Origin of the sequence: Massilia cellulosiltytica, from assembly GCF_047325105.1 — a bacterium.
GTDB classification, from domain to species: Bacteria; Pseudomonadota; Gammaproteobacteria; order Burkholderiales; family Burkholderiaceae_D; genus Telluria; species Telluria orientalis.
In genome coordinates, this window is sequence record NZ_CP168562.1 from 3,927,764 (window position 1) to 3,951,169 (window position 23,406).

Annotated in this window: 20 protein-coding genes and 1 pseudogene; 13 read left to right on the forward strand and 8 right to left on the reverse strand. The window is 69.7% G+C overall.

The window, feature by feature from the left end; genetic code table 11:
• The first annotated feature begins 74 nt into the window (after positions 1 to 74).
• The gene (locus ACEN9H_RS17140; RefSeq protein ID WP_056131341.1) at positions 75 to 1,025 is read left to right on the forward strand and encodes a cation diffusion facilitator family transporter; all 951 of its coding nucleotides are present in this window, start codon (positions 75 to 77) and stop codon (positions 1,023 to 1,025) included.
• Here ACEN9H_RS17140 and ACEN9H_RS17145 read toward each other — a convergent pair.
• Positions 986 to 1,375 carry a hypothetical protein gene (locus ACEN9H_RS17145; RefSeq protein ID WP_156403795.1) on the reverse strand — a complete coding sequence of 130 codons (390 nt, stop codon included), beginning with the start codon at positions 1,373 to 1,375 and terminating at the stop codon, positions 986 to 988. The genes ACEN9H_RS17140 and ACEN9H_RS17145 overlap by 40 nt on opposite strands.
• Before the next feature lie 132 nt (positions 1,376 to 1,507).
• Between ACEN9H_RS17145 and ACEN9H_RS17150 the strand changes: the two genes are divergently transcribed.
• From ACEN9H_RS17150 to ACEN9H_RS17165, 4 genes are all read left to right on the forward strand, one after another.
• Complete coding sequence (locus ACEN9H_RS17150; protein WP_413671372.1) at positions 1,508 to 1,855, forward strand: hypothetical protein; 348 nt, start codon at positions 1,508 to 1,510, stop codon at positions 1,853 to 1,855.
• Positions 1,856 to 1,982: 127 nt separating this feature from the next.
• The gene (locus ACEN9H_RS17155; RefSeq protein WP_413671373.1) at positions 1,983 to 3,368 is read left to right on the forward strand and encodes a TolC family protein; all 1,386 of its coding nucleotides are present in this window, start codon (positions 1,983 to 1,985) and stop codon (positions 3,366 to 3,368) included.
• On the forward strand, positions 3,365 to 4,732 hold the full coding sequence (locus ACEN9H_RS17160; RefSeq protein WP_413671374.1) for a multicopper oxidase family protein: 1,368 nt from the start codon (positions 3,365 to 3,367) through the stop codon (positions 4,730 to 4,732). Before ACEN9H_RS17155 ends, ACEN9H_RS17160 begins: the two co-directional genes overlap by 4 nt.
• A gap of 95 nt (positions 4,733 to 4,827) precedes the next feature.
• The gene (locus tag ACEN9H_RS17165; protein WP_413671375.1) at positions 4,828 to 6,810 is read left to right on the forward strand and encodes a TonB-dependent receptor; all 1,983 of its coding nucleotides are present in this window, start codon (positions 4,828 to 4,830) and stop codon (positions 6,808 to 6,810) included.
• On the opposite strand, the gene ACEN9H_RS17170 is transcribed toward ACEN9H_RS17165, so the two are convergent.
• The 3 genes from ACEN9H_RS17170 to tssF are packed head-to-tail and all read right to left on the reverse strand — an operon-like array spanning position 6,791 to position 12,083.
• Positions 6,791 to 9,196, reverse strand: coding sequence for a heavy metal translocating P-type ATPase (locus tag ACEN9H_RS17170; RefSeq protein WP_413671376.1), 2,406 nt, complete (start codon positions 9,194 to 9,196; stop codon positions 6,791 to 6,793). The two genes, ACEN9H_RS17165 and ACEN9H_RS17170, sit on opposite strands and share 20 nt — an antisense overlap.
• Positions 9,197 to 9,249: 53 nt before the next feature.
• On the reverse strand, positions 9,250 to 10,251 hold the full coding sequence (tssG, locus tag ACEN9H_RS17175; protein WP_413671377.1) for a type VI secretion system baseplate subunit TssG: 1,002 nt from the start codon (positions 10,249 to 10,251) through the stop codon (positions 9,250 to 9,252).
• Positions 10,242 to 12,083 (reverse strand): type VI secretion system baseplate subunit TssF, encoded by a 1,842-nt coding sequence (gene tssF / locus ACEN9H_RS17180; RefSeq protein WP_413671378.1) that lies wholly within the window; start codon positions 12,081 to 12,083, stop codon positions 10,242 to 10,244. The genes tssG and tssF overlap by 10 nt, the downstream gene beginning before the upstream one ends.
• A 98-nt stretch (positions 12,084 to 12,181) precedes the next feature.
• Between tssF and ACEN9H_RS17185 the strand changes: the two genes are divergently transcribed.
• Positions 12,182 to 12,892, forward strand: coding sequence for a glutathione S-transferase N-terminal domain-containing protein (locus tag ACEN9H_RS17185; protein WP_413671379.1), 711 nt, complete (start codon positions 12,182 to 12,184; stop codon positions 12,890 to 12,892).
• On the opposite strand, the gene ACEN9H_RS17190 is transcribed toward ACEN9H_RS17185, so the two are convergent.
• Positions 12,889 to 13,617: an SDR family oxidoreductase gene (locus ACEN9H_RS17190; RefSeq protein WP_413671380.1), complete on the reverse strand. Its 729-nt coding sequence runs from the start codon at positions 13,615 to 13,617 to the stop codon at positions 12,889 to 12,891. The two genes, ACEN9H_RS17185 and ACEN9H_RS17190, sit on opposite strands and share 4 nt — an antisense overlap.
• Before the next feature lie 181 nt (positions 13,618 to 13,798).
• On the opposite strand from ACEN9H_RS17190, the gene ACEN9H_RS17195 reads away from it, so the two are divergent.
• From ACEN9H_RS17195 to ACEN9H_RS17210, 4 genes and pseudogenes are all read left to right on the forward strand, one after another.
• Positions 13,799 to 16,513: a putative bifunctional diguanylate cyclase/phosphodiesterase gene (locus ACEN9H_RS17195; RefSeq protein ID WP_413671381.1), complete on the forward strand. Its 2,715-nt coding sequence runs from the start codon at positions 13,799 to 13,801 to the stop codon at positions 16,511 to 16,513.
• 71 nt (positions 16,514 to 16,584) lie between these two features.
• Complete coding sequence (locus ACEN9H_RS17200; RefSeq protein WP_413671382.1) at positions 16,585 to 18,054, forward strand: sensor histidine kinase; 1,470 nt, start codon at positions 16,585 to 16,587, stop codon at positions 18,052 to 18,054.
• Positions 18,026 to 18,686, forward strand: a pseudogene (locus tag ACEN9H_RS17205) (response regulator transcription factor). The gene ACEN9H_RS17200 and the pseudogene ACEN9H_RS17205 overlap by 29 nt, the downstream one beginning before the upstream one ends.
• Positions 18,687 to 18,702: 16 nt before the next feature.
• Positions 18,703 to 19,110 (forward strand): response regulator, encoded by a 408-nt coding sequence (locus tag ACEN9H_RS17210; protein ID WP_413671383.1) that lies wholly within the window; start codon positions 18,703 to 18,705, stop codon positions 19,108 to 19,110.
• A 1-nt stretch (position 19,111) separates the two neighbouring features.
• On the opposite strand, the gene ACEN9H_RS17215 is transcribed toward ACEN9H_RS17210, so the two are convergent.
• Positions 19,112 to 19,603, reverse strand: a complete 492-nt coding sequence (locus tag ACEN9H_RS17215; RefSeq protein ID WP_413671384.1) for a lysozyme inhibitor LprI family protein — start codon at positions 19,601 to 19,603, stop codon at positions 19,112 to 19,114.
• A 141-nt stretch (positions 19,604 to 19,744) separates the two neighbouring features.
• On the opposite strand from ACEN9H_RS17215, the gene ACEN9H_RS17220 reads away from it, so the two are divergent.
• Positions 19,745 to 20,209, forward strand: a complete 465-nt coding sequence (locus ACEN9H_RS17220; RefSeq protein WP_056131294.1) for a hypothetical protein — start codon at positions 19,745 to 19,747, stop codon at positions 20,207 to 20,209.
• A gap of 66 nt (positions 20,210 to 20,275) precedes the next feature.
• Here ACEN9H_RS17220 and ACEN9H_RS17225 read toward each other — a convergent pair whose 3' ends face one another.
• Together ACEN9H_RS17225 and ACEN9H_RS17230 are read right to left on the reverse strand one after the other, a co-directional pair.
• On the reverse strand, positions 20,276 to 20,968 hold the full coding sequence (locus ACEN9H_RS17225) for a hydrolase (RefSeq protein ID WP_371765009.1): 693 nt from the start codon (positions 20,966 to 20,968) through the stop codon (positions 20,276 to 20,278).
• A 200-nt stretch (positions 20,969 to 21,168) separates the two neighbouring features.
• Positions 21,169 to 21,504, reverse strand: a complete 336-nt coding sequence (locus ACEN9H_RS17230) for an energy transducer TonB (protein ID WP_371765008.1) — start codon at positions 21,502 to 21,504, stop codon at positions 21,169 to 21,171.
• 239 nt (positions 21,505 to 21,743) lie between these two features.
• On the opposite strand from ACEN9H_RS17230, the gene ACEN9H_RS17235 reads away from it, so the two are divergent.
• Positions 21,744 to 22,493: an SDR family oxidoreductase gene (locus tag ACEN9H_RS17235; protein WP_413671385.1), complete on the forward strand. Its 750-nt coding sequence runs from the start codon at positions 21,744 to 21,746 to the stop codon at positions 22,491 to 22,493.
• A 13-nt stretch (positions 22,494 to 22,506) separates the two neighbouring features.
• Positions 22,507 to 23,406: an SDR family NAD(P)-dependent oxidoreductase gene (locus tag ACEN9H_RS17240; RefSeq protein ID WP_413671386.1), complete on the forward strand. Its 900-nt coding sequence runs from the start codon at positions 22,507 to 22,509 to the stop codon at positions 23,404 to 23,406.

Sequence of the window (23,406 nt, forward strand, 5' to 3'; positions counted from 1 at the left end):
CCGTGCAAGCCCCACCACGCGGATTGGCTACACTTGGTTCGACATAGACAGGATGATATCAGCGCTCACACACCATGACGGAAACAAACAAGGAAGAAAGCGGAAAAGATGGCGGCTCGCGCAAGGTGATCTACGCGGCGATCCTCGCCAACCTGGGCATCGCCGTCGCCAAGTTCATCGTCGCCGCCATCACGGGCAGCGCCGCGATGCTCGCCGAAGGCATCCACTCCGCGGTCGACACGGGCAATGAATTCCTGTTGCTGGTCGGGGAGCGCAACAGCGAGAAGCCGCCCGACAAGCGCCACCCGTTCGGCTACGGCAAGGCCTTGTATTTCTGGGCGCTGCTCGTCGCGCTGTCCGTGTTTTCGCTGGGCGGCGGACTCTCCATCTACCACGGCATCAGCGCGCTGCGCCATCCGGAGCCGCTCGAGGATCCGATGTGGAACTACGTCGTGCTGGGCGTGTCGGCGTGCTTCGAGGGCTATAGCTGGAACGTGTCGCGCAAGGCGTTGAACAAGCGGCGCAAGCCGGGTGCCTCGCTGTGGCAGACGGTCCACGCGAGCAAGGACGCCTCCGTGTTCACCGTGTTCATCGAAGACACGGCCGCCCTGCTGGGCCTCGCCATCGCGGCCGCCGGCATCCTGCTCGGCCATGTGTTCGACAGCCCGTATTTCGATCCGGCCGCGTCGGTGCTGATCGGCCTCCTGCTCGTGGGCGCCGCGTTCGCTCTCGCGCGCGAGACCGGCGCGCTGCTCGTCGGCGAAGGCATCGGCACGGACGCCACGCGGCGCGTGTGCGAGATCCTGCGCGACGATCCGGCCATCGAGGACGTCGGCAAGCTGCTCAGCATGCAGCTCGGGCCGGACGAAGTCCTGCTGACGGCGGCCGTGCGTTTCAACCGCGGCATGCGCATCGACGAAGTGGAGGCGGCGATCGAGCGCCTGGAAAAGGCGGTGGCGGCCGTGTATCCGGCCATCCGCCACATTTATTTCGAATCGGGCGCGCTGCGCTCGGCGATGCGCTGATCGGCCCGCACGACGGGCAACGCCCGGAACCGCGGCGAGCGGGCGCGGAACTCGCGCAGCAGGCCGTCGACGACGGCCGCGGTGTGCAACCGCAACACCGCCGGATCGGGATTGCGCTTCGCCACGGCGGACAGCACAGCGCATTCCGCCAGCTGCGCCAGCGCCACCGCGACGCCGTCGCGGCCCCGCATGACGGGCGCGCTGGAAAAGTGCGGGCGCAAGTGGCGATCCAGCGCGAACGAGCCTTGTACGAGGCGATCCACACCCATGTCGAAGATCACCCGGTCGATGACCTGCGCGGCCCGCTCGCCTACCTGGCGCTGGCTGCGCATGGTCCGTATCGCGAACACGCGCCTCAACATCCCATTCCCGTTTGTTCTCGTTGTAATAGCAATATGCTAGCATGCGTGGCCATTTTTGCATCAGGTATTGCGACCTGGATGCATCGAAATGCAACAGTCCATCGTGCTAGAATGCGCCCGATGAAGACCGTAATGCGCTCGCTGATCGTCTGGCTGTTGCTGCTCGCCCTGCCCTTCCAGGGCCTGGCCGCGGCACGCATGCTGCCGTCCGTGAGTGCGCCGGCCGTCGCGCACGCGGCGCCGGTCGCGCAGCATTGCCACGCCGCGGCCAAGGCGGACGACGGCGATCACCTGCACAAGCACCGCAGCGTCTGCGGCGACTGCTGCATCGTCGTCGCGCTCGTGCCCGTGCCGCTCGTCCCGCCGGCGTTTCCACCGCCTTCCATCGCGATCCCCTTCCGCGCCGGCCACCTGGCCAGCGTCGACCCGCCCCTGCTCGAACGTCCTCCCCGCCGCCTCGCCGCCTGATCGCTGTAGTCGCCGCCTGCGCCCGTGCGCGGCGGTGCCATTCACGCATTCGCAACGAGGACGACATGAAACAACTCATCCAGACGTACGCGCTGGCCATGGCGCTGGGCGCCCACGGGGAGATGAAATGAACCCGCGACAACGACTTTTACCGCGTGCGGGCGCGGCCGCCGCGCTGGCCCTGCTGGCCGGCTGCGCGACGGTCACGCCGGACGGCGGCTTCGGCGACGTCGCCGCCACGACACAAAACCGCATCGGCACCGCGCCGCAACTGACGCGCGACGCCACCGGGCAAGGCGCGCTCGCCGCATCGCTGCGCGACCTGCCCGTGTTCCGGGAAGGCCGGCCGCTGGACATGGACACGGCCGTGCGCATTGCCCTCGTCAACCACCCGGGCCTGCAGGCCACGTACTGGAACGTCGGCATCGCCCAGGCGGATCTCGCGCAGGCGGCCCGGCCCCGCAACCCGTCGTTCGACTTCACGCGGCTCGCCGGCGGCGGCGCCCTCGAGATCGAGCGCGGCATCACGTTCGACCTCGTCGGCCTCCTGACGACGCCGCTGGCCGCCCGGATGGAGACCCGCCGCTTCGAACAGGTGAAACGCGACGTGGGCGCGGCCATCGAACGCCACGCCCTCGAGACGCGCACGGCGTGGGTCGAGGCGGTTGCCGCGCGGCAGGCGCTGGAGTACGCGCGCCGCGTGCAGGCATCCGCGCAAGCGGGCGCGGAGCTCACCGGCCGCATGGCGAACGCCGGCAACACGAACCAGCTCGAACTGGCGCGCGAACAGGTGTTCCTGGCCGAAGCGGCGCGCGACGCCGCACGCGCGGACAAGCGCGCAACGAGCACGCGCGAACGCCTCACGCGCGCGCTGGGCCTGTGGGGCCGGGAGGCGGACTACGCCCTGCCCGACCATCTGCCCGACCTGCCGGCCGCGCCGGCGGAACTGGCGGACGTCGAACGCATCGCGCTGGCCCAGCGCCTGGACGTGCGCGCCGCACAGGCCGAGGCGGCCGCCACCGCGGCGGATCTCGGGCTCACGCGCACGACGCGCTTCATCAACGTGCTGGACCTCGGTGTCGCCAACAAGACGCAGACCGGCGAGCCGACCGGGCGCGGCTACTCGCTGTCGCTGGAACTGCCGCTGTTCGACTGGGGCGGCGCGCGCGTCGCCCGTGCCGAAGCCACGTACATGCAGGCGGTGAACAAGGTCGCGCTCACGGCCGTCACGGCGCGCAGCGAGGCGCGCGAAGGCTATCTCGCCTACCGCAACGCGTACGACGTGGCGAAGCATTACCGCGACACGATCCTCCCGCTGCGTAAAAGAATCGGGAAGGAAGTCCTGCTGCGCTACAACGGCATGCTCGCGAGTCCGCACGACCTGCTGGCCGATGCGCGCGCGCAGGCCGAAGCGGTCGACGCCTACATCGAGGCGCTGGACACCTTCTGGACCGCCCACGCCGAACTGGAAGCCACGCTCGGCACCCGATTGAACAAGGAACAAACCCAATGACCAGCCGCAGAAACTTCATCACCGGCGCGGCCGGCGCCATGGTCGGCGCCTCGCTCGTGTCGAAGGCCGGCGCGGCCGCCATTCCGGAAGCCCCGGTCCAGTCGTCGCCCGCCACCCAGCCGCCGCTGCATCCGCCGAGCGGCCGCCCGTACAACCCCGTCGTCACCCTGAACGGCTGGAGTCTGCCGTGGCGCATGAAGGACGGCGTCAAGGAATTCCACCTCGTCGCCGAACCCGTCGTGCGCGAGATCGCGCCCGGCATGAAGGCGAACCTGTGGGGCTACAACGGCCAGAGTCCGGGCCCCACCATCGAGGTCGTCGAGGGCGACCGGGTGCGCATCTTCGTGACCAATAAACTGCCGGAGGCGACGACGATCCACTGGCACGGCCAGATCCTCCCGAGCGGGATGGATGGCGTGGCGGGGCTCGTGCAGCCTGCGATCGCGCCGGGCAAGACGTTCGTCTACGAATTCGTCGCGCACTACGCCGGCACCTTCATGTACCACCCGCACAGCGACGAGATGACGCAGATGGCGATGGGCATGATGGGCTTCTGGGTCACGCACCCGAAGGACCCGCGCCAGCACGCCGTCGACCGCGACTTCGTGTTCCTGCTGAACGCGTACGACATCGAGCCGGGCAACTACACGCCGAACGTGAACACGATGCTGGACTTCAACCTGTGGACCATCAACAGCCGCGCCTTCCCCGGCACCGACCCGATGGTCGTGCGCAAGGACGACAAGGTGCGCATCCGCATGGGCAATCTGACGATGACGAACCACCCGTTCCACATCCACGGCCACCGCTTCGAGGTGACGGGCACGGACGGCGGCTGGATCCCTCCGACCGCGCGCTGGCCCGAGGTGACGGTCGACATCGGCGTGGGCCAGATGCGCGCCATCGAATTCGTCGCCGACAATCCCGGCGACTGGGCGTTCCACTGCCATAAATCGCACCACACGATGAACGCGATGAGCCACGCCATGCCGAACCTGATCGGCGTCGACCAGGCCGGCGTGGCGAAGAAGATCAACGACCTCGTCCCGGGCTATATGGTCATGGGCGACAAGGGCGGCTCGATGGGCGGCATGCGCATGGCGCTGCCGGAGAACACGCTGCCCATGATGGCGGGCCGCGGGCCGTTCGGCGACATCGAGATGGGCGGCATGTTCACCGTCATCAAGGTGCGCGAGGGACTCGCGCGCGGCGATTACCGCGATCCGGGCTGGTACCGGCATCCCGCCGGCACGGTGGCGCGCGAGTGGACGGGCCCCGTGCCCGACCCGGTCGGCGCACCGGCGGCGCCGGCGTCCGGGGCGGTGATCGGGACGGCCAAACGGGGTGGGCACGAGGGCCACTGACGGTCCCGTCACGCCCATCGGGGCGTTGGTCACACAGGTCGCGCGCCGACGCCGGTCGTCTCCGACAATCTGGTCCACCGGATTGAAAGGACACCGTGATCAAGCCCCATCATGCCGCCCTCCTGCTCGCCCTCGCCGCGCCGTTGGCCCGCGCGGAAGATCCGCCCGCCCCGACCGTGACCGTCACCGCCAGGAAAGAGGCGGTGGTGAGGAAGATCGACAAGACCGTCCACGACGTGTCGAACGCGCCGCGCGCCGCCAACGGGTCCGCGCAGGACGTGCTGCAGGCGACGCCCGAGCTGGCGGTGACGGCCGACGGCCAGATCGCCGTTCGGGGCAACACGCAGGTCACGGTCCTCGTCGACGGCAAGCCGACGGCGCTGCTGTCCGGATCGAGCGAGGACCGCGCGGTGGCGCTGCAGACGATGAGCGGCGCCGACATCGCGAGCGTGGAAGTCATCACGAATCCGTCCGCCGCACGGAATGCCAATGGCGGCGCGATCGTGAACATCGTCCTGAAGCGCAACCGCAAGCCCGGCGCGCATGCGCAGGTCCAGGGCAGCGCGACGGACCAGGCGTTGTGGAATGCCGGTGCGTCGGGCGATGTGACGCGGGGTCGATTGAGCGTGCACGCCAACGTGGCGCACCGCCACGACGGCACGCGCAAGGTGCGCCGGTCGGCCGTCGATTGGCATGATCCGCTTACAGGCCGGGCCGGGCAGACGGTGCAATCCTCGGAGGTGTTCGTGCGCCGCGTGGTCGACAGCGCCGCGCTGGGTATCGACTACGCGCTGGGCGATTCGGACAGCATCGGCATGACCTTGCGGCACAGCGGGCGCCGGTCGCGGCCCCTGTTCGACGTGCTGGGCGAGGAGCGCGAAGGCGCCGGCGAAACCATCCACCACCGCATCTCGTACGGCCCCAACGAGCAGTCCGACGACAGCGCGAGCCTGAGCTACAGCCACCAGCAGAACGGCAGCGCGCTGAAGGCGTCGATTCAACACAGCACCACGGATGCCCTGGTCGACAAGTCGTACCGCGACGTGTTCGTCGTGCCCGCGCGCGCCACCGCCTACAGCCGCGGCGCCGGCAGGACGGCGCGCCGCCTCGACCAGGCCACGGTCGACTGGACGCGCGGCCAGTGGGGCCTGGGCCTCGACATCCAGCACAAGTCCGACTCGATCGGCAACGTCCAGGCCGCCGTCGATCCCGCCACGGGCGCCGAAACGCCGGACCGCAACACGACCAATACGTACACCGTGACGACGACGTCGGCCGCGGCGTATGTGACCGACCGGATCGTGATCGGCAAATGGGAAGCGCTGCTGGGCGGCCGGGCCGAACGCATCGCGCGCTGGCGGGCGTTCGATCCGAGCCTGCACGTGAAGTATGGGCTGCAAGACGACACCGACCTGACGCTCAGCTACCGCCGCAGCCTGCAGATGCCCGATCCGCGCGACCTGAATCCGTTCACGACGTATGTCGACGCGCAGAACCTCAGGCGGGGCAATCCGGGGCTGGGACCGCAACGCCTGGGGTCATGGGAGATCGGCGTGAACAAGGAGACACCGCACGTGACCGGCAGCCTGGACGCGTTCTACCGCACGGGCCGCGATACGGTCGTCGATGCACGCACGTTCGAGCATGACGTGCTGGTCACGTCGAAACGGAACGGCGGCGAGGCCCGCTCGGCCGGCGTCACGGCCTCGCTGGACTGGAAGCCCGGCGGACCGCTGCAGCTCGGCGCGGACGGCGGCGTCTACCGCGTGGTGCTCGACCAGGACGCCGTCGCAGCTTATGTCAACGTCAGGGTCGGGTACGGCGACGTGTCCGTCGACGCGCACGCCCAGTCGGCCGGCATCACGCCGCAGGGCCGCTACGGGCCGACGAGCGGCGTGAACCTCACGTGGAAACACGCGTTGGGCAAGACGCTCGGCCTGACCGTGAACGCCAACGACATCTTCGACGGCAGCCTGCGTGCCTATCGGACCGACACGCCTGCATTCCACCAGGTCGGGTTCGACCACTTCGTCGCCCGGCGCGTGTACGTGGGGCTCGTCAAACGCTTTTCGCGGTGACCGGATAGCCGGCCGCCACGATCGCCTCGGCGATCCTGTCGAGGTCCGCGGTGCTGTCGACCTTGACCTTCTTCGTGGGCAGGTCGACTTCGACTTTCGCATCCTTGTCGAGGGCCTGCACGGACTTCGTGACGCGGCCCACGCAGTGGCCGCAGCTCATGTCTTCGACGGTGAGTTCATACATCTTGTGTGCTCCTTGGGGTTGGGTTGGAATGATGTCGGGTGCGGGCCGGGGCGCCGGCCGCCAGCGCCGCAGCAGCAGCGCATTCGTAACGACGCTGACGGAACTCAGCGCCATCGCCGCGCCGGCCAGCACGGGATTCAGCAGGCCCAGTGCCGCGACGGGGATGCCGACGACGTTGTAGACGAACGCCCACACGAGGTTCTGGCGGATCTTGCGCCACGTACGGTCCGAGATGTCGATGGCCTCCGCGACGAGCAGCGGGTCGCCGCGCATCAAGGTCACGCCGGCCGTGTGCAGCGCGACGTCCGTGCCGCCGGCCATCGCGATGCCCACGTGGGCCGCCGCCAGCGCCGGCGCGTCGTTGATGCCGTCGCCCACCATGCCCACTGTACGGCCTTCTGCCATCAGGCCGCGCACGACGTCCGCCTTGTCCTGCGGCTGCACCTGCGCGACCCAGCGCGTCAGGCCCAGCGCCTGCGCGACGGCGCGCGCGCTGCCTTCGTTATCGCCGCTGAGCATCATGCTGTCGACGCCGAGGTCGCGCAGGCGGGCGATGGCGGCGCGGCTCGTCGGTTTCAGGCTGTCGCCGAATGCGAGCACGCCTTCCACGACGATGCCGCCGCCCGCTTCGCGCGCGAGCCACGACACGGTGCGCCCGTCCGCTTCGTGGCGTTCGGCCGCGGCCACCAATGCGGCGGGCGGGGCGCCGGCACCGATTTCGTCCAGCAATCGGCGGTTGCCGATCCAGACGGCCGCGCCATCCACGCGGGCCCGCACGCCACGGCCCGGCAATGCGGCCGATTCCGTCGCGGCCGGCGCGGCCACGTGCTGCGCGGCCGCCAGGTCCGTCACGGCCCGCGCCAGCGGGTGCGCGCTGCCCTGCTGCACGGCCGCGGCCAGCGCCAGCAGCCGTTGCGGGACGTCCCCTTCCAGCGCCACGACGCGGGGACGGCCTTCCGTCAGCGTGCCCGTCTTGTCGAACACGACCATCTGCAGGGCGTGCGCCGTCTCCAGCGCTTCCGCGTCCTTGATGAGGATCCCGTGGCGCGCGGCGGCGCCCGTGCCGACCATGATGCCCGTCGGCGTGGCAAGGCCCAGCGCGCACGGGCACGCGATGACCTGCACGGCGACGGCGTTCAGCAACGCCTGCTGCCAGTCGCCCGTGGCGAAGCCCCAGGCCAGCAGCGTGACCAGGGAAATGAGCAGCACGACGGGCACGAACACGGCACTGACCTTGTCGACGAGGCGCTGGATCGGCGCTTTCGCGGCCTGCGCATCCTCGACCATGCGGATGATCCGGGCCAGCATGCTGTCCGCACCGACCGCGGTCGCTTCCACGAGCAGCAGGCCTTCGCCATTGACGGCGCCGCCCGTCACGCGGTCGCCCTCACCCTTCGCCACGGGCAGGCTTTCCCCCGTCAGCAGGGATTCGTCGAGGTGGCTCGCGCCTTCCACGACCTTGCCGTCGGCCGGCACGCGCTCGCCCGGCCGCACGACCATCAGGTCGCCGGCGCGCAGGGCGTCGAGGGCGATGACCGTGTCCTGGCCGGCGCGCCGGACGATGGCTTCCGAAGGCCGCAGCGCCTCCAGCGCACGGATCGCCGCGACGGTCTGGTGCTTCGCCCGGCCTTCCAGCCATTTACCGAGCAGCACGAGCGTGATGACGACCGCGGCCGATTCGAAATAAAGGTGGCCGTGGCCGCCCGCATTCAACAACTGCCAGAGCGACAGGAAATACGCGGCCGACGTGCCGATGGCCACGAGCAGGTCCATGTTCCCGGCGCCGGCCCGCAGCGCTTTCCAACCCGCGCGGTAAAAACGCGCGCCGAGCCAGAACTGGACGGGCGTCGCCAGCAGCAGTTGCAGCCAGCCGGGCAGCATCCAGTCGATGCCGAACGGCGCCAGCAGCATCGGCGCGATGAGGGGAAGGCTCAGCAGCGCGGCCAGCGCCACGGGCCACCACGTCGGCAGGCCCTGCGCCGCCTCCGCCTTCGGGGTCCCGGTCGGCCGCGCCGTGTAGCCGGCCTGCTCGACGGCGGCCAGGATGGCCTGCAGGTCGAGCCCCTCGCCCTGCACGGCCGCGCGTTCCGTGGCCAGGTTGACGCTCGCGTCGCGCACGCCCGGCACGGCCTTGAGCGCCTTTTCGACGCGCGCCACGCACGAGGCGCACGTCATTCCACTGATGTCGATATCGATCGCCATGGGTATCCTCCTGTGATTGCCAGTACAGGATATGCCTTCCCACAATGGGAAGGTCAAGCGGATTGTAAAGCGGGCAGCGGATCCAGCGGGCGGAGTTCGTAGCAGAGGTCGGCCCGGTCGGCCGCGGCGGGTGCCGACAACAGGTAGCTGTCCAGGCCGAGCCGGCGCCCGGACGCGTCCAGTTGCGCCGGCCCCAGGTCCGCCTGACGCAACACGAGCACGATATCGTAGGCGAGGGTCGGCACGGCGAACAGGCGCAGCAGGGTGCGCAGCGCCCGGGCGCCCGGCGCGCCGGGCAGGAAGTGATCGTAGCGGGCACGGTCGAGGGGGCCGAGGCGCACGCGCACGCGCAAGTCCGGCCGCCAGCTGCGTTCCCCCAGCAGCGCGCGCCGGCCGAGCAGCGCGTTGGCGCCGACGACGGCCTGCTCGCCCGGGGCCAGCGGGTCCCAGTGGCCGATGCCCTCCTGCACGCGCACGGCCACGCCGAAATGGCTGGACAGCACCCGGCCCAGTACGGCGCCCGACACGGGCCGCCGGCGCAGCAGGCCGGCGAACGCGGCCAGCGCGGTGTCCGGCACGCCGTCGTGTGCGAACACGCCGCCGCCGGGCACGCCGGCCAGCGCCAGCAACAGCGGGAGGAAGGCGTCGCGCGGGGCGGCCACGAGGTGCTCGACCCGGTATTTCTGCCACGCCCGGTACCACAGCGCGAGCATGCGCGTGCTGAACATGTCGAGGAAGGCGCGGGCCGCCTGCGCGTCCTGCCCGTCCTGCGGCAGCGCGAGCAGGCGCTCGGTCACATGCAGCGGCAGCGCCCCGTGCGCGCCCAGCAGGCCCATGAAGCTCGGCGTCAGGCGGTAGCCGTCGGCATCCGGCGCCGCGGCCTCGATCTGGCTGGGAGGAAACGCCAGCGCGAGGCTGTTCGCGAAGCGCAGGTGGCGGGCCAGTGCGCGCCGTTCGGGGATGCCGCGCTCGCCGAGCGCCAGCAGCAACAGGCGCACGGCCTGGACGAAGTCGAAGCGCTGGGGCTCGGCCAGCAGGCGGGCGATCAGGTCCATCCGCCGCTACTGGTGCGCGGAGAGCAGGCGATGATCTCGCGCCCGGTCTGTTGCGACACGACTTCCAGCCGCGTGAAGCAGTTCAGGTGGCCGTTCAGCGCGAAGTACTGGTCGAGGACCTGCACGAACGGATACAGTCCCGTGCCCGCGAACGCGTCCTCGTCGACGGTGAGGCGGATGCCGATGCCCGGCATCAGGCTCGCGACCGGCGCCGCGCCCACCCATGCGCGCACCGTGCCGTGTTCGAGCCCCACGATGCCCGCGATCTGGCGCTGGGCGACCGGGGACCGCGGCAAATCGTACAGCGCCAGCATTTTCTGGAAATCGGCCAGGCCCGCCATCGTCAGGCCCGCGTGGTTCAGCGCAAGGTGGGCGATCAGGCGCCAGTGCGACCCGCGCGTGCCGCCGAAGCGCCGGCCTGGTGTCGGTTTCCTCAGCATGCGGATGGGCGCCAGCGTGGACAGCTCGTCGCTGCGCAAGTCGCCCTGCGGCTGGCCGTACGGCAGGCGTGACGGCACGTCGCGGTTACTGCACGTCAGTTCCGTGGACAGAGTGGCGCCGGCGGCGTCGAGCGGGTGGAAATCGGCGTCGACGAGGGCGATGCGCATTTCGTGGCCGGGGCTGACGGCCGCCGTCGCGTCATCGCGCCGCGCGATCCAGTAGTGCGCGCGGTGCGACGCTTCGCCGCCCGCCCTGCCCTCGTCGCCCGGCGCATAGAGGGGATCGAAACGGGTGACCGTGCCCGTCCCTTCACGCACGAGCCGGACGGCGTCCACGCTGTGGATCTCGTAAGCACCCGCGTGCGCGCCGTCGGCCAGCAGCGGATAGTCGGCGCTCGTGTACGCGAGCTGCACCGGCGCGCCGGCCTTCGGGAACAGGTTGACGACCGGCGTGCAGCCCGGCAGCAGGCTGCGCGCATCCAGGCCGGCCAGCAGGCGGGCCGTATCGGAATCGGGCGCGATGCCGGACAGCGCCAGGTGCAGCGTGAAACGGCGGCAGCGCGGCGGCAGCAGGCCGGCCAGCGCCGCGAGGTCGACGTCGACGAAATTGAATTTTTCCGGATAACAGAAATACTCGGTCAGCAGGCGCGGCGCCGGATGCGAGCGGGCGGAATATGGCAGCATGGCATCCGCGTCCGCCAGTCCGGCCAGGCGCAGCGGTACGCGCGGCAGCGGCAGCCAGCCCTTGTCGCCTTCCGGCTGCACCCAGGCCGCGGCGCAGCGGAGGAACAGCGCGTCGATCAGCGCGGCGCGGGTCGACGCTTCGCCGTCCGCGAACAGGCGCCACGCCGGCGCAAGGCGGCCGACGTCGCCGCGCGCCGCCGCGATCGTCAGGCTGATGCCGCAACCGGCCCCGCGCGGTGCGCGCGCCGTGCGCGGCGCGTCGAGCAGCGGCACGAACGCGAGGCGCTCCACCGTGAGCGGCGCCAGCAGCACGTCGTAGACGGTGCGGAACAGGCACGGCGTGTCGGTGCCCGCGCTCGAGCGCAGCATCGTCCCGCGCGCCAGCACGGACGGGGTGTCCGGCACTTCGGCCGGCCCGCGCTGTCCCACCTGGACGATCGAATACGACGGCAGCGGCCGCAGGTAGTGCGGGTACAGGCTGTCGAGCAGCGCTTCCGTGAACTTGGGGTAGTCGTCGTCGAGACGCTTGTTGATGCGGGCGGACAGCAGCGCGACGGATTGTATGAGCCGGGCGACGCCGGGATCGTCCCACGTCTCGCCGGCCACGTGCAGGTCGCCGGCGGGCTTGGGATAGCGGGCGCGGAATTCGCGCGCGAACTGGCCGAACAATCCCAGCTCTTCCTCGTAATAGCGCAGCAGGTCGTCCATGGCTTCCTATCGTTGCCCAAGACCAAGATGCATGCTCCCATCCGGCGGAAAACCGTATCTTGAGTACAATCAATGCAATCAAACCGAAGGAGAGCGCCGTGACCGACCTGAACCAGTTCCTCATCACGCAGAGATGGCTCGCCCAGCACCCCGACCGCCTGCAGCTGTATTCGCTGCCCACGCCGAACGGCGTCAAGGTGGCGATCATGCTCGAGGAAATCGGCCTGCCCTACGAGGTGCACCGCATCGCGTTCGACAAGAACGAGCAGACGACGCCGGAATTCATGTCGCTGAACCCGAACAACAAGATCCCCGCGATCATCGACCCCGACGGCCCAGGCGGCAAGCCGCTGCCGCTGTGGGAATCGGGCGCGATCCTGCTGTACCTGGCCGAGAAGACGGGCAAGCTGATCCCGGCCGATCCGGCGCTGCGTTACCAGACGATCCAGTGGCTGATGTTCCAGATGGGCGGCATCGGCCCGATGTTCGGCCAGCTGGGCTTCTTCCATAAATTCGCCGGCCGCGAGTACGAGGACAAGCGCCCGCGCGACCGCTATGTGCACGAAGCCAAGCGCCTGCTGGGCGTGCTGGACGGCCACCTGAAAGGCCGCGACTGGATCATGGGCGACGAGTACACGATCGCCGACGTCGCCTGCTTCCCGTGGGTGAACAACCTGGTCGGCTTCTACGACGCGGCCGAGATCGTCGGCTTCGACCGCTTTCCGGAAGTGGGCCGCGTGCTGGAAGCGTTCCGCGCGCGCCCCGCCGTCATCGAAGGGCTGCAGATCCCGCGCGCCCCGGCCCCTTAAGAGAGTGTGCGCAGGTCGGCGACCACCTCGGCGCCGAAACCGGCGCCGAGCAGGTAGTCGACCAGCCGCTCGGCGCATTCGTCCGGCTCGACGAGCGCGCCCGTCTCCTTCAGGCTGACGAAGCGTTTGCGCAGCGGGAAGCGGTCTTCCGTCGTGGCGCGGATCTCGGCCTGCATGTCCGTATCGATGACGCCGGGCGCCAGGCTGCAGATGCGCACCCCGCGTTCGCAGTCGAGGGCGACGGCGCGCGCGTGGTGGTCGAGGGCCGCCTTGGTGGCGCAGTAGACGCTCCAGCCCGGGTAGGCATTGCGGCCGGCGCCGCTGGAAATGTGCAGGATGCGCCGTTGCGCGCCGCCGCTGGCGCGCACGACGGCGGCGGCGAGCGCCATCGGTGCGGCCACGTTCAACTGCACGGCGCGCAGCACGGCCTGCGGATCCTGCGCGTCGAGCGGGCCGACGGGGCTCACCATGCCGGCATTATTCAGCAGCAGGACGGCGCCGGTGCCGTCCAGGTAATCGCCCAGCATGCCGTCGGCGAACCAGCGCGACAGCGCGACGCTGTCGGCCAGGTCCAGTTCAACTTCCTCGAACAGGTCGGGATACGCGTCCGCCAGGTCGGCCGAACGGGTGCGCGCCAGGCCGAGGACGGGTACGCCGCGCGCCAGCAGATTGGCGGCGAGCGCGGCGCCGAGGCCCCTCGTGTGGCCGGTGACGATTGCTTTCATGGGAATCTCCTGGGGCGGGTGAATCAAATGTTAACCCAAGGACGTCCTAGCGCCAATCGTGCGCACCTATACGAACGTATGAGCGAACGTATGAGCGAACGTATGAGGACCCATACCAAGGTCTGATGGCGCGCCGGCGGCGGCCGGCCTACGATGCTGGCATTTCGACAAGGAGACCCCCATGCCCCTGCATCGCCTGCTCCGTTTGACCGCCGCGCGCCGCCGCCTCACCGAATGGCTGATCCTGGGCGCGGGTCTCGTCTCGTCCGGCCTCGTGCTGGTGTGGATGGTGTGGACCGGGCGCGCCGGGGCGCTGTCCGAGGACGCCGACCGCATGCGGGCACAAGCCGTCGTCATCGACCAGACCCTGCACCGCCAGCTCGAGGGCATCCGCTGGGCGCTGGACGGCGCGCGCGCCGCGCTGGCGCCGGACAGCGGCTGCGACCTGGCCTGCCGCCGCACGCTGCTGCAATCCCTGAAGCGCGCCATGCCGGGCGTGCGCGCGCTGCTGGCCGTCGGCCGCGACGGCCGCATCGCGATCACCGACGACAACCTCGGCGACCGCCGCCTCGACGACAGGCGCTTCCTCGCCCAGCTGCCGCACATGTGCGACGGCCGCACGTTGTACCTGTCCGATCCATACGAGCTGCAGCCGAACCAGTTCAACCTGAAGGCAGCGATGTCGCTCGACGCGGGCGACGGCTGCGGCCACGGCGCCGTCGCCGCGATCCTGAATCCGGAATACTTCGACGCCGTGATGCGCTCCGCGCTGTACGCGCCCGACATGACGATCACGATCACCGACCTCGACGGCCACCGCCTGCTGTACGTCCCGCCCGATCCGGAAACGATGCGCGCGGGCGCGCTGCATCCGGATGCGATGCTGGCCGCGCACCGCGCCGGCGGCGAACGGGTCTCGGTCCGGCGCGGTGTGGGGGCCGACGGCGTCGACCGTCTCGTCGTCCAGCGCAGCATGCGGATGGAAAACCTGGGCATGGAGCGCGGCCTCGTCGTCGCCCTCGCGCGCGACGCCGGCCGCATCGACGCCGGCTGGCACCGCCTCGCGCTCGTGTCGACCGCGGCCTGGACCCTGTTCTGGTCCGCCTGCGCGGCCGCCCTGCTGTTCGCCCAGCGCCGCCGCGCCGCGCTGGAACGCCTGGCGCGCAATGCCGAAGCCGAACGTGCCGCCGCCGCCGAGCGCGTGGAGCTGGCGCTGAACGGCGCGAGCCTGGGTCTGTGGGACTGGCACATCCCGTCCGGCCGGCGCACGGTGGATGGCCGCGCCTGCGCCATCCTCGGCTACACCCGCGACGAGCAGAACCGCCAGGGCGGCGAACGCGACATGTTCTCCCCCGTCCACCCGGACGACCGCGAGCCGCTGCGCCACGCGCTCGACCAGCACCTGCAGGGCGCCGTCCCCGCGTTCGAGGCGGAGTTCCGCATGCGCCACCGCAACGGCCACTGGGTGTGGGTGCAGTCGCGCGGCAAGGTCGTCGAGCGCGCGGCGGACGGCCAGCCCGTCCGCATGGTCGGCACACGCACCGACATCAGCGCGCGCAAGCAGGCCGAGGCCGACATCGCCCACCTCGCGTTCTACGATGGCCTGACGAACCTGCCGAACCGGCGCCTGCTGATGGACCGCCTGGGCCACGCGGTCGCCAAGTGCGAGCGCAACGGCGGCTTCGGCGCCGTGCTGTTCGTCGACCTGGACAACTTCAAGACGCTGAACGACACGCGCGGCCACGACATGGGCGACCGGCTGCTGGAAATGGTCGCGTTCCGGCTGCAGCAGGTCACGCGCGAGGCGGACACCGTGGCCCGCCTCGGCGGCGACGAATTCGTGCTGCTGCTGGAAGACCTCGGGACGTCGGCCGTCGACGCCACGGCCCACGCCGAGCTGGTGGCCGGCAAGATCCTCGCCACGCTGTCCCTCGCCTACACGCTCGACGGCCACGAGTTGCGCAGCACGCCCAGCATCGGCGTCGCCCTGTTCGGCAACGCCAACCACGTCGTGCACGACCTGCTGCGCCAGGCCGACATGGCGATGTACGAAGCCAAGTCGGCCGGCGGCGCCACGTTCCGCTTCTTCGACCCCAGCATGCAGGCCGCCGTCGACGCCAGCACGAGCCTGGAGACCGATCTGCGCTTCGCGCTGGCGCGGCGCGAGTTCGAGCTGTACTACCAGCCCGTCGTCAACCCGATGGGCCTGATGGTGGGCGTCGAGGCGCTGATCCGCTGGCACCATCCGAAACAGGGGCTCACGGGACCCGGCGCGTTCATCGCCCAGGCCGAGAAGTCCGGGCTGATCGTCGGCATCGGCGACTGGGTGCTGCAGGAAGCGTGCCGCCAGCTCGCGCGCTGGGGCGGCGACGCCGCCACGGAGCACTTCACGATCGCCGTCAACGTCAGCGCGCGCCAGTTCCGCCAGGAGGACTTCGTGCCGCGCCTGCTCGAGATCCTCGCGCACAGCGGCGCCGACCCGCGCCGCCTCAAGCTCGAACTGACGGAAAGCGTGCTGCTGGCCGACGTCGAGGACACCATCGCGCGCATGACGGCGCTGAAGGAGCAAGGCATCGGCTTCTCGCTCGACGATTTCGGCACCGGCTATTCGTCGCTGAGTTATCTGCAGCGGCTGCCGCTGGACCAGCTCAAGATCGACCAGTCGTTCGTGCACGACATGCTGCGCGTGCCGCACGCCGCGAGCATCGTCCAGGCCATCGTGCACCTGGCCGGCAACCTGGGGCTGCACGTCGTGGCCGAGGGCGTCGAGGAGGAAGCGCAGTGGGACGCACTGCGCGCGCTCGGCTGCGGCGGCTTCCAGGGCTATCTGTTCGCCCGGCCGATGGCGCTCGCCGAGCTGGCCGGGATGACCGAGGAAGAAGCCGCGCCAGCCTGAAGACCATCCATTCTGCCAGTTGGCCGCGGACGCGCGCCGTTGTATCCTCGCGGCTGAACTGGAGTCCTTACATGCCGCGACGCCGCACCCACCCCGTGCAATCCGCCATCCTGCTGCTGCTCACCGCCGCGATCTTCGTGGTCGACGCCTTCACCCGGCTCGACACGGCCATCGCCGTGATGTACGTCGTCGTGCTGCTGCTCGCATCGCCCGTGTGGCCGCGCCGGTACACGTTCGCGCTGGGCGCCGCGTGCGGACTGCTGACGATGGGCGCCTACGTCGTCGCGCACGGGCTGCACGTGGCGCCCTCGCCCGCCGGGCGCGCACTGGTCAGCATCGCGGCCATCGCCATCACGACCTGGCTCGTGATCCAGCGCCAGCAGGCCACCGACCGGCTGCGCCAGCGCGAACAGGCCCTGCGCCGCAGCCAGGCCTTCCTCGCCGGCGCCCAGCGCCTGTCCCGCACGGGCAGCTTCGGCATCCGCGTGCCGGACGGCGCGATGGTGTGGTCCGAGGAAGCCGCGCGCATCTTCGGCTACGCGGGCGACGCCGCGCCCGACATGGAGCGCGTGCTCGCGCACACGCTGCCGGAAGACCGTGCGCTCGTCAGCGCCGCCCTGCGCCGGACGCTGGCTTGCGAAGGCCACATCGACGTCGCGCACCGCCTGCTGCTTCCGGACGGCACGGTCCGCCACGTGCATGTGCTGGCCGAGGCCTCGTACGACGCCGACGGCCGCTGCGAATACCTGGGCGCCGTCACGGACGTCACGGCGCGTGTGGAAGCCGAGCAGGAACTGCACGCGTCGCACGTCCAGCTGGCGCACGCGGCCCGCGTGAGCATGCTGGGCGAACTCGCGGCCTCCGTCGCGCACGAAGTCAACCAGCCGCTGACCGCGATCGTCGCCAACGCCCAGGCCGGGCGGCGCTGGCTGGGGCGTGCGCAGCCCGACATCGCCGAAGCCCTCGCCGCGCTGGACGGCATTGTGCAGGCCAGCGAACGCGCCGGCCAGGTCATCCGCCGCATCCGCGCGCTGGCCCGCCGCACCGAACCGGAGCACGTGGCGCTGGACCTGAACGCGCTCGTGCAGGACACGGTCGAGCTGCTGCAGCGCGAACTGGACCGCCGGCCATTGGCACTGCGTGTCGAGCTGGCCCCCGGCCTGGCGCCCGTCATGGGCGACCGCATCGAGCTGCAGCAGGTCCTGATCAACCTCGTCATGAACGCGCTGCAGGCGATGGACGGCTTGCCTGACAACCGCCTGGAACTGCGCACGCGCCAGGACGACTGCATGGCCCGCGTGAGCGTGCGCGACAGCGGCCCGGGCATCGCCGACGCCGACGGCGCGCGCCTGTTCGAGCCGTTCTTTTCGACCAAGGCCGACGGCATGGGCCTCGGCCTGCCGATCTGCCGCTCGATCATCGCGCGCCACGGCGGCCGCATCGCCGCGCGCAGCACGCCGCCCGGCTCCACGTTCAGTTTCGACCTCCCCATTCATCAGGAAGCCCTCCTCCATGAACAGCAGTCCGACGCCCTCCCTTGAACTCGTGTACGTCGTCGACGACGACGCCGGCGTGCGCGACAGCCTTTCCGGGCTGCTGCGCTCCGTCGGCATGGAGGTGGCCGCCTACGGCAGCGTGGCCGACTTCGCGCGCGCGCCGGCCGGACGTGTGCAGCTGCCTGCTGCTGGACGTCCGGCTGCAGGGCGCGAGCGGCCTCGATCTGCAGGACCAGCTGAACCGCGACGGCGTGCCGCTGCCGGTCGTGTTCATGACGGGTTTCGGCGACATCCCGATGACGGTGCGCGCGATGAAAGGCGGCGCCGTCGACTTCCTCGCGAAGCCGTTCCGCGAGCAGGACTTGCTGGACGCAATCCACCAGGCCCTCGCGCGCGACCGCGAACGGCGCGCGAAGCGCCAGGCGCACGCGGCGCTGGCGGCCCGCTACGCGGCGCTCACGCCGCGCGAAAAACAGGTCATGGCGCTGGCCGTGCGCGGCCTGATGAACAAGCAGATCGCCGGGGAAACGGGCACGAGCGAAATCACCGTCAAGATCCACCGCGGCAATGCGATGCGCAAGATGGAGGCGAAGACGTTCGCGGACCTCGTGCGCATGGCCGAGGCCCTGGGCGCGGAAAATGAGAGCACACACGGCCAGGATGCCACTCATACCTAGGTATGATTCCGTGCGCATGGGCCAGCGCGGTATGCTGCGCGGCATGGATACCCAGTTGCCCGCCCCTCACGTCGCGCTCGTCGACGACGACCCCGACGTGGGCACGAGCCTGCGCGGCCTCTTGCGCGCCTGCGGCTACCGCGTGAGCCTGTTCGGCGGCGCGCAGCAGTTGCTGGCGCACGGCCTCGACGACATCCAGTGCGTCGTCAGCGACGTGCAGATGCCCGGCATGGACGGCCTGGCCTTGCTGGAACGGGTGCGGGCCATCGCGGCGGCGCCGCCCGTGATCCTGATGACGGCGTTCGCGGACGACCACGTGCGGCTGCGCGCGCTGCGCGGCGGCGCGGCGTGTTTTCTCGCCAAGCCCGTCGATGCCGAACAGCTGGCGGAGTGCGTGCGGCTGGCCTGCGCCGGCGCCGGTTGAGTCAGCGCCGCGCGGGCTGGCCGGGCGCACGGGGCGGCAGCGTGAACGCCTTGCCGGCCTTGGCCTCGTAATACTCAGGCTTGAATTCGACACACCCGTTGCAGGGCATGACCTGTTCGAGTTCGACGATGCGGCGCTCGGCAAGCCGCGTACGGCAGAGGTCCGTCGAGAACGTCCGTGCCGACCCGCCTTCGAGTCCTTCGTTCTCGAACGTGCATTGCGCGTCGCGATAGGCCTGCCACGCCCGCTGGGCGCTCACGAGTCCGTCCGGTCTGGCCAGGGCGTTCCGGAGCAGCGTGTACACGAGGTCGACGCGCGCATCCGATTCCTCCAGCTCGCGATGCATGCAGGCAGAGATCTCGATCATCGGACCGGCATCTTCACAGCGCGCGTGTTTTTGCTCGGCGATGTCCGGGTCCGCAGCCGCTGGCGCGACATGCGCAACGAGCAGGCCAAGGCAGGCCAGGACGGCCAGCGACGAACGAATGTGCATGGGAGCCTTGCAGGTAAATGGCCCGCCAAGTCTGCCACGCACGTTACGGCAAGGCAAGCACGCCTCCGGTCCGCTGGCGTGCGCCGGGCCCGGCCGGACTGCCGCTAGACTGGCCATCCCTACCGCTTCGGAACGATGACCATGGCACTCCGCAACCTGCTCTCTTCCATCCTGATCGGCGCCGTGGCCAGCGCCCGCTCGATGACGCCGATGGCCGCCCTCGCGACCGCCCGCCTCGCCCACCGCGGCACGCCCGGCAAGCTCGCCCTGCTGGACCGTCCGCTGTTCAAGTTCGGTGCCCTCGCGATGGGCGTCGGTGAATTGTTGGGTGACAAGATGAAGACGGCGCCCGACCGGACGGTATTCCTGGGCCTGCTGGCGCGCACGATGAGTGCGGGAATCGCCGGGTCGGCGCTGGCGCCGCGGGGACGCGAACGGGAGGGCGCGGTGGCCGCGGTCGCGACGGCGGTGCCCCTGGCCTACCTGACGCTCGCGGCCCGCAAGCGCGCGATGGCCCGGGTCGGCCAGACACGCAGCGGCCTCGTCGAGGACGCGCTGGTGGTGGCCGCCGGCGCCGCCATCGTCGCGCTGGCGACGCGCCGCTGACGGCGCGAACGCCGCGCACCGGATTCGCCACGCCGATGACGCGGTCGCCGCCGGCCTGCAGACGACTCAGCGTACGGGCGCCGCAACCGGGGCCAGCACGGGGTTGTCGCCCTGGTTGCGCGCCGGTGCCTTGTGCACCATCGTGTAGGCGTAGTCGACGCCCATGCCGTATGCGCCCGAGTGTTCGGTGACGATCTTCATCACGGCATCGTAGGTGTCGCGGTGCGCCCAGTCGCGCTGCCATTCGAGCAGCACCTGCTGCCACGTCACGGGCACGACGCCGGCCTGCACCATGCGCTGCATCGCGAAGTCGTGCGCATCCTTCGACGTGCCGCCCGACGCATCGGCCACCATGTAGATCTCGTAGTCGCCTTCCAGCATCGCGGACAGCGCGAAGGTCGTGTTGCACACTTCCGTCCACAGGCCGGCGACGATGATCTTCTTGCGGCCATTGGCCTTGAGCGCATCGCGCACCTTCTGATCGTCCCACGAATTCATCGACGTCCGTTCGAGGATGGCCTTGCCGGGGAAGACATCCAGTATCTCGGGGTAGGTCTTGCCAGAGAACGAATCGCTTTCCACGGTGGTGATCACGGTCGGGATGTCGAAGGCCTTGGCCGCCTTGGCCAGGCCGACCACGTTGTTCTTCAGGGTCTGGCGGTCGATCGACTGCACGCCGAATGCCATCTGCGGCTGGTGGTCGATGATGATCAGTTGCGAGTTGTGCGGGGTCAGGACTTCGAGTTTGGCGTTGCTCATGATGTTCTCCAATGTTATCGGGTTGGGGTTCGATATTGCATCGAACATTTCGAAGCTTTGCGCTTCGTTGTTCGCTGCGATGGAGACATTATGCTCGGCCGCTCGGGTTTAAAAAAACGAGAAAATTGCCAGTCTTTTATCGATTTTTTCGAACATCGTTGGCGCTGCCGACGACGAGGCGCCGGCAGCCCTGGCCGGGATCAATCGTTGATCCATTTGTACTGCACGGTGGACCAGCCCGGCTCACCGACGCCGTCTTTTGCGGCCACGCCGAACTTGCACGTATAACTGGCACGCAGGGAGGCCCTGTCCAGCGCGCGATGGCCGCTGGACTCGACGACCTTGGATTGCTTCACCGAACCGTCGGCGCCCACCAGCACGGCGAGGCGGACCGTGCCCTGCAGGTAGTCGTCCTTGAGGTCCGCGGTATAGGCGGGAACGCCGCAGGTGGCGGGTTTCAGGCGCGCGGCCGGCTCGGCGTGGGCAGCCAGGGAGAGCACGGAAGCGATGGCGACAACGTGACGTTTACCGATCATGATGAGCTCCAGTAGGTTGGGTTCGAAAGGATCGCTGCTACGAATCCAATTTACTGCGCTGCAGCATCGTTGAAAAATTTATTGTTGGAATAGCAGTTATGCGTCGTCCGGTGATATCGCACGATAAACAAACCATATTGTTATTGGAAAGCGAATTCTGAAGCCGCTTTTCTGGCGATTATCTTCGCCTAGAAATCAATCATCATGATCTCACTGTCAACCACCGAAGGAGATCAAACATGAACACCCAAGCCAAGCACACCGCCCGCGTCGCCCTGGTCACCGGCGCCTCGCGCGGCATCGGCGCCGCCGTTGCGAAGCGCCTCGCCGCCGACGGGTTCGCCGTCGCCGTCAACTATGCCGGCAACGAAGCGGCCGCCAACGCGACCGTCGCCGCCATCGAAGCCGCAGGCGGCCGTGCCATCGCCGTGCGCGCCGACGTCGCCAAGGTCGACGACGTGAAAGCGATGTTCGCGGCGATCGAAGAAAAGCTCGGCCGCGTGGACATCCTCGTCAACAACGCCGGCATCCTGCCGTACGTGACGATCGCCGAGACGACCGACGAGCAGTTCGAACGCACGATGGCGATCAACGTCACGGGCACCTTCAACACGATGCGCGAGGCCGCGTCGCGCCTGAACGACGGCGGCCGCATCGTCAACTTCTCGACGAGCGTGCTGCACATGGCGCCGCCGACCTATGGCGTGTACGTCGCCACGAAAGGCGCGGTGGAAGCGCTGACCCGCGTGTTCGCGAAAGAGCTGCGCGGCCGCGGCATCACCTGCAACGCCGTGGCGCCGGGCCCCGTCGCGACGGAGCTGTTCCTGAACGGGAAATCGGACGAGCTGATCCAGCAGATCGCGCAATCGGCGCCGCTGGAGCGCCTGGGCCAGCCCGACGACATCGCCGGCGTCGTGTCCTTCCTGGCCGGTCCGGACGGCGGCTGGGTCAACGGCCAGATCCTGCGCGCCAACGGCGGCATGGCCTAAGGACGTCGCAACCATGGACAAGGCCATCATCCTCATCACGGGCGCCGGCAGCGGCATCGGCAAACTCTCGGCACAGGCGCTGGCCCGCGCCGGCCACACGGTCTACGCGACGATGCGCGACATCGCCGGACGCAATGCGGCCCGCGCCGCCGCGGCGCGCGACTGGGCGCGGCAACATGGCGCCGACCTGCGGCCGCTTGAACTGGACGTGCTGTCGCAAGACTCGTGCGACGCGGCCGTCGCGGCCGTCGTCGCCGAACAGGGCCGGCTGGACGTCGTCGTGCAGAACGCGGGCCACCTCGTCGTCGGCCCGACCGAAGCCTTCACGGCCGAGGAAGTGGCCAAGGTGCTGGACACGAACTTCCTCGGCGCCCAGCGCGTGCTGCGCGCCGCCCTGCCCCGGCTGCGCGCCCAGGAGTCCGGCCTGCTGCTGTGGATCTCCAGCACGACGACGAAGGGCGGCTTCCCGCCTTTCCTCGGCCCATACGGCGCGGCGAAGGCGGCGATGGATTCGCTCGCGGTGTCGCTGTCGTACGAAGTCTCCCGCTTCGGCATCGAGACGGCGATCATGGTCCCCGGCGCGTTCACGCGCGGCACGGAGCACTTCCCCAGCGCCGGCAAGCCGGCGGACGCCGGACGGATCGCCGCGTATGCCCGCTACGACGGGGTGCTGGACCAGGTGGGCGAACGCCTCGACGCGCTGACGCCGCCGGAGGCCGATCCGCAGGCCGTGGCCGATGAACTGGTGCGCATCGTCGGCCTGCCGCGCGGCCGGCGGCCGTTCCGCACGGTGGTCGACTTCGTCGGCGACGGCGCGCGCGAGGTGCTGGAAGTCTCCGAGGCCGTGCGCGTGGACTTCGCCCGCCGCATCGGCATCGCCGACCTGCTCGTGCCAGCCGCGCCGACCGTATAA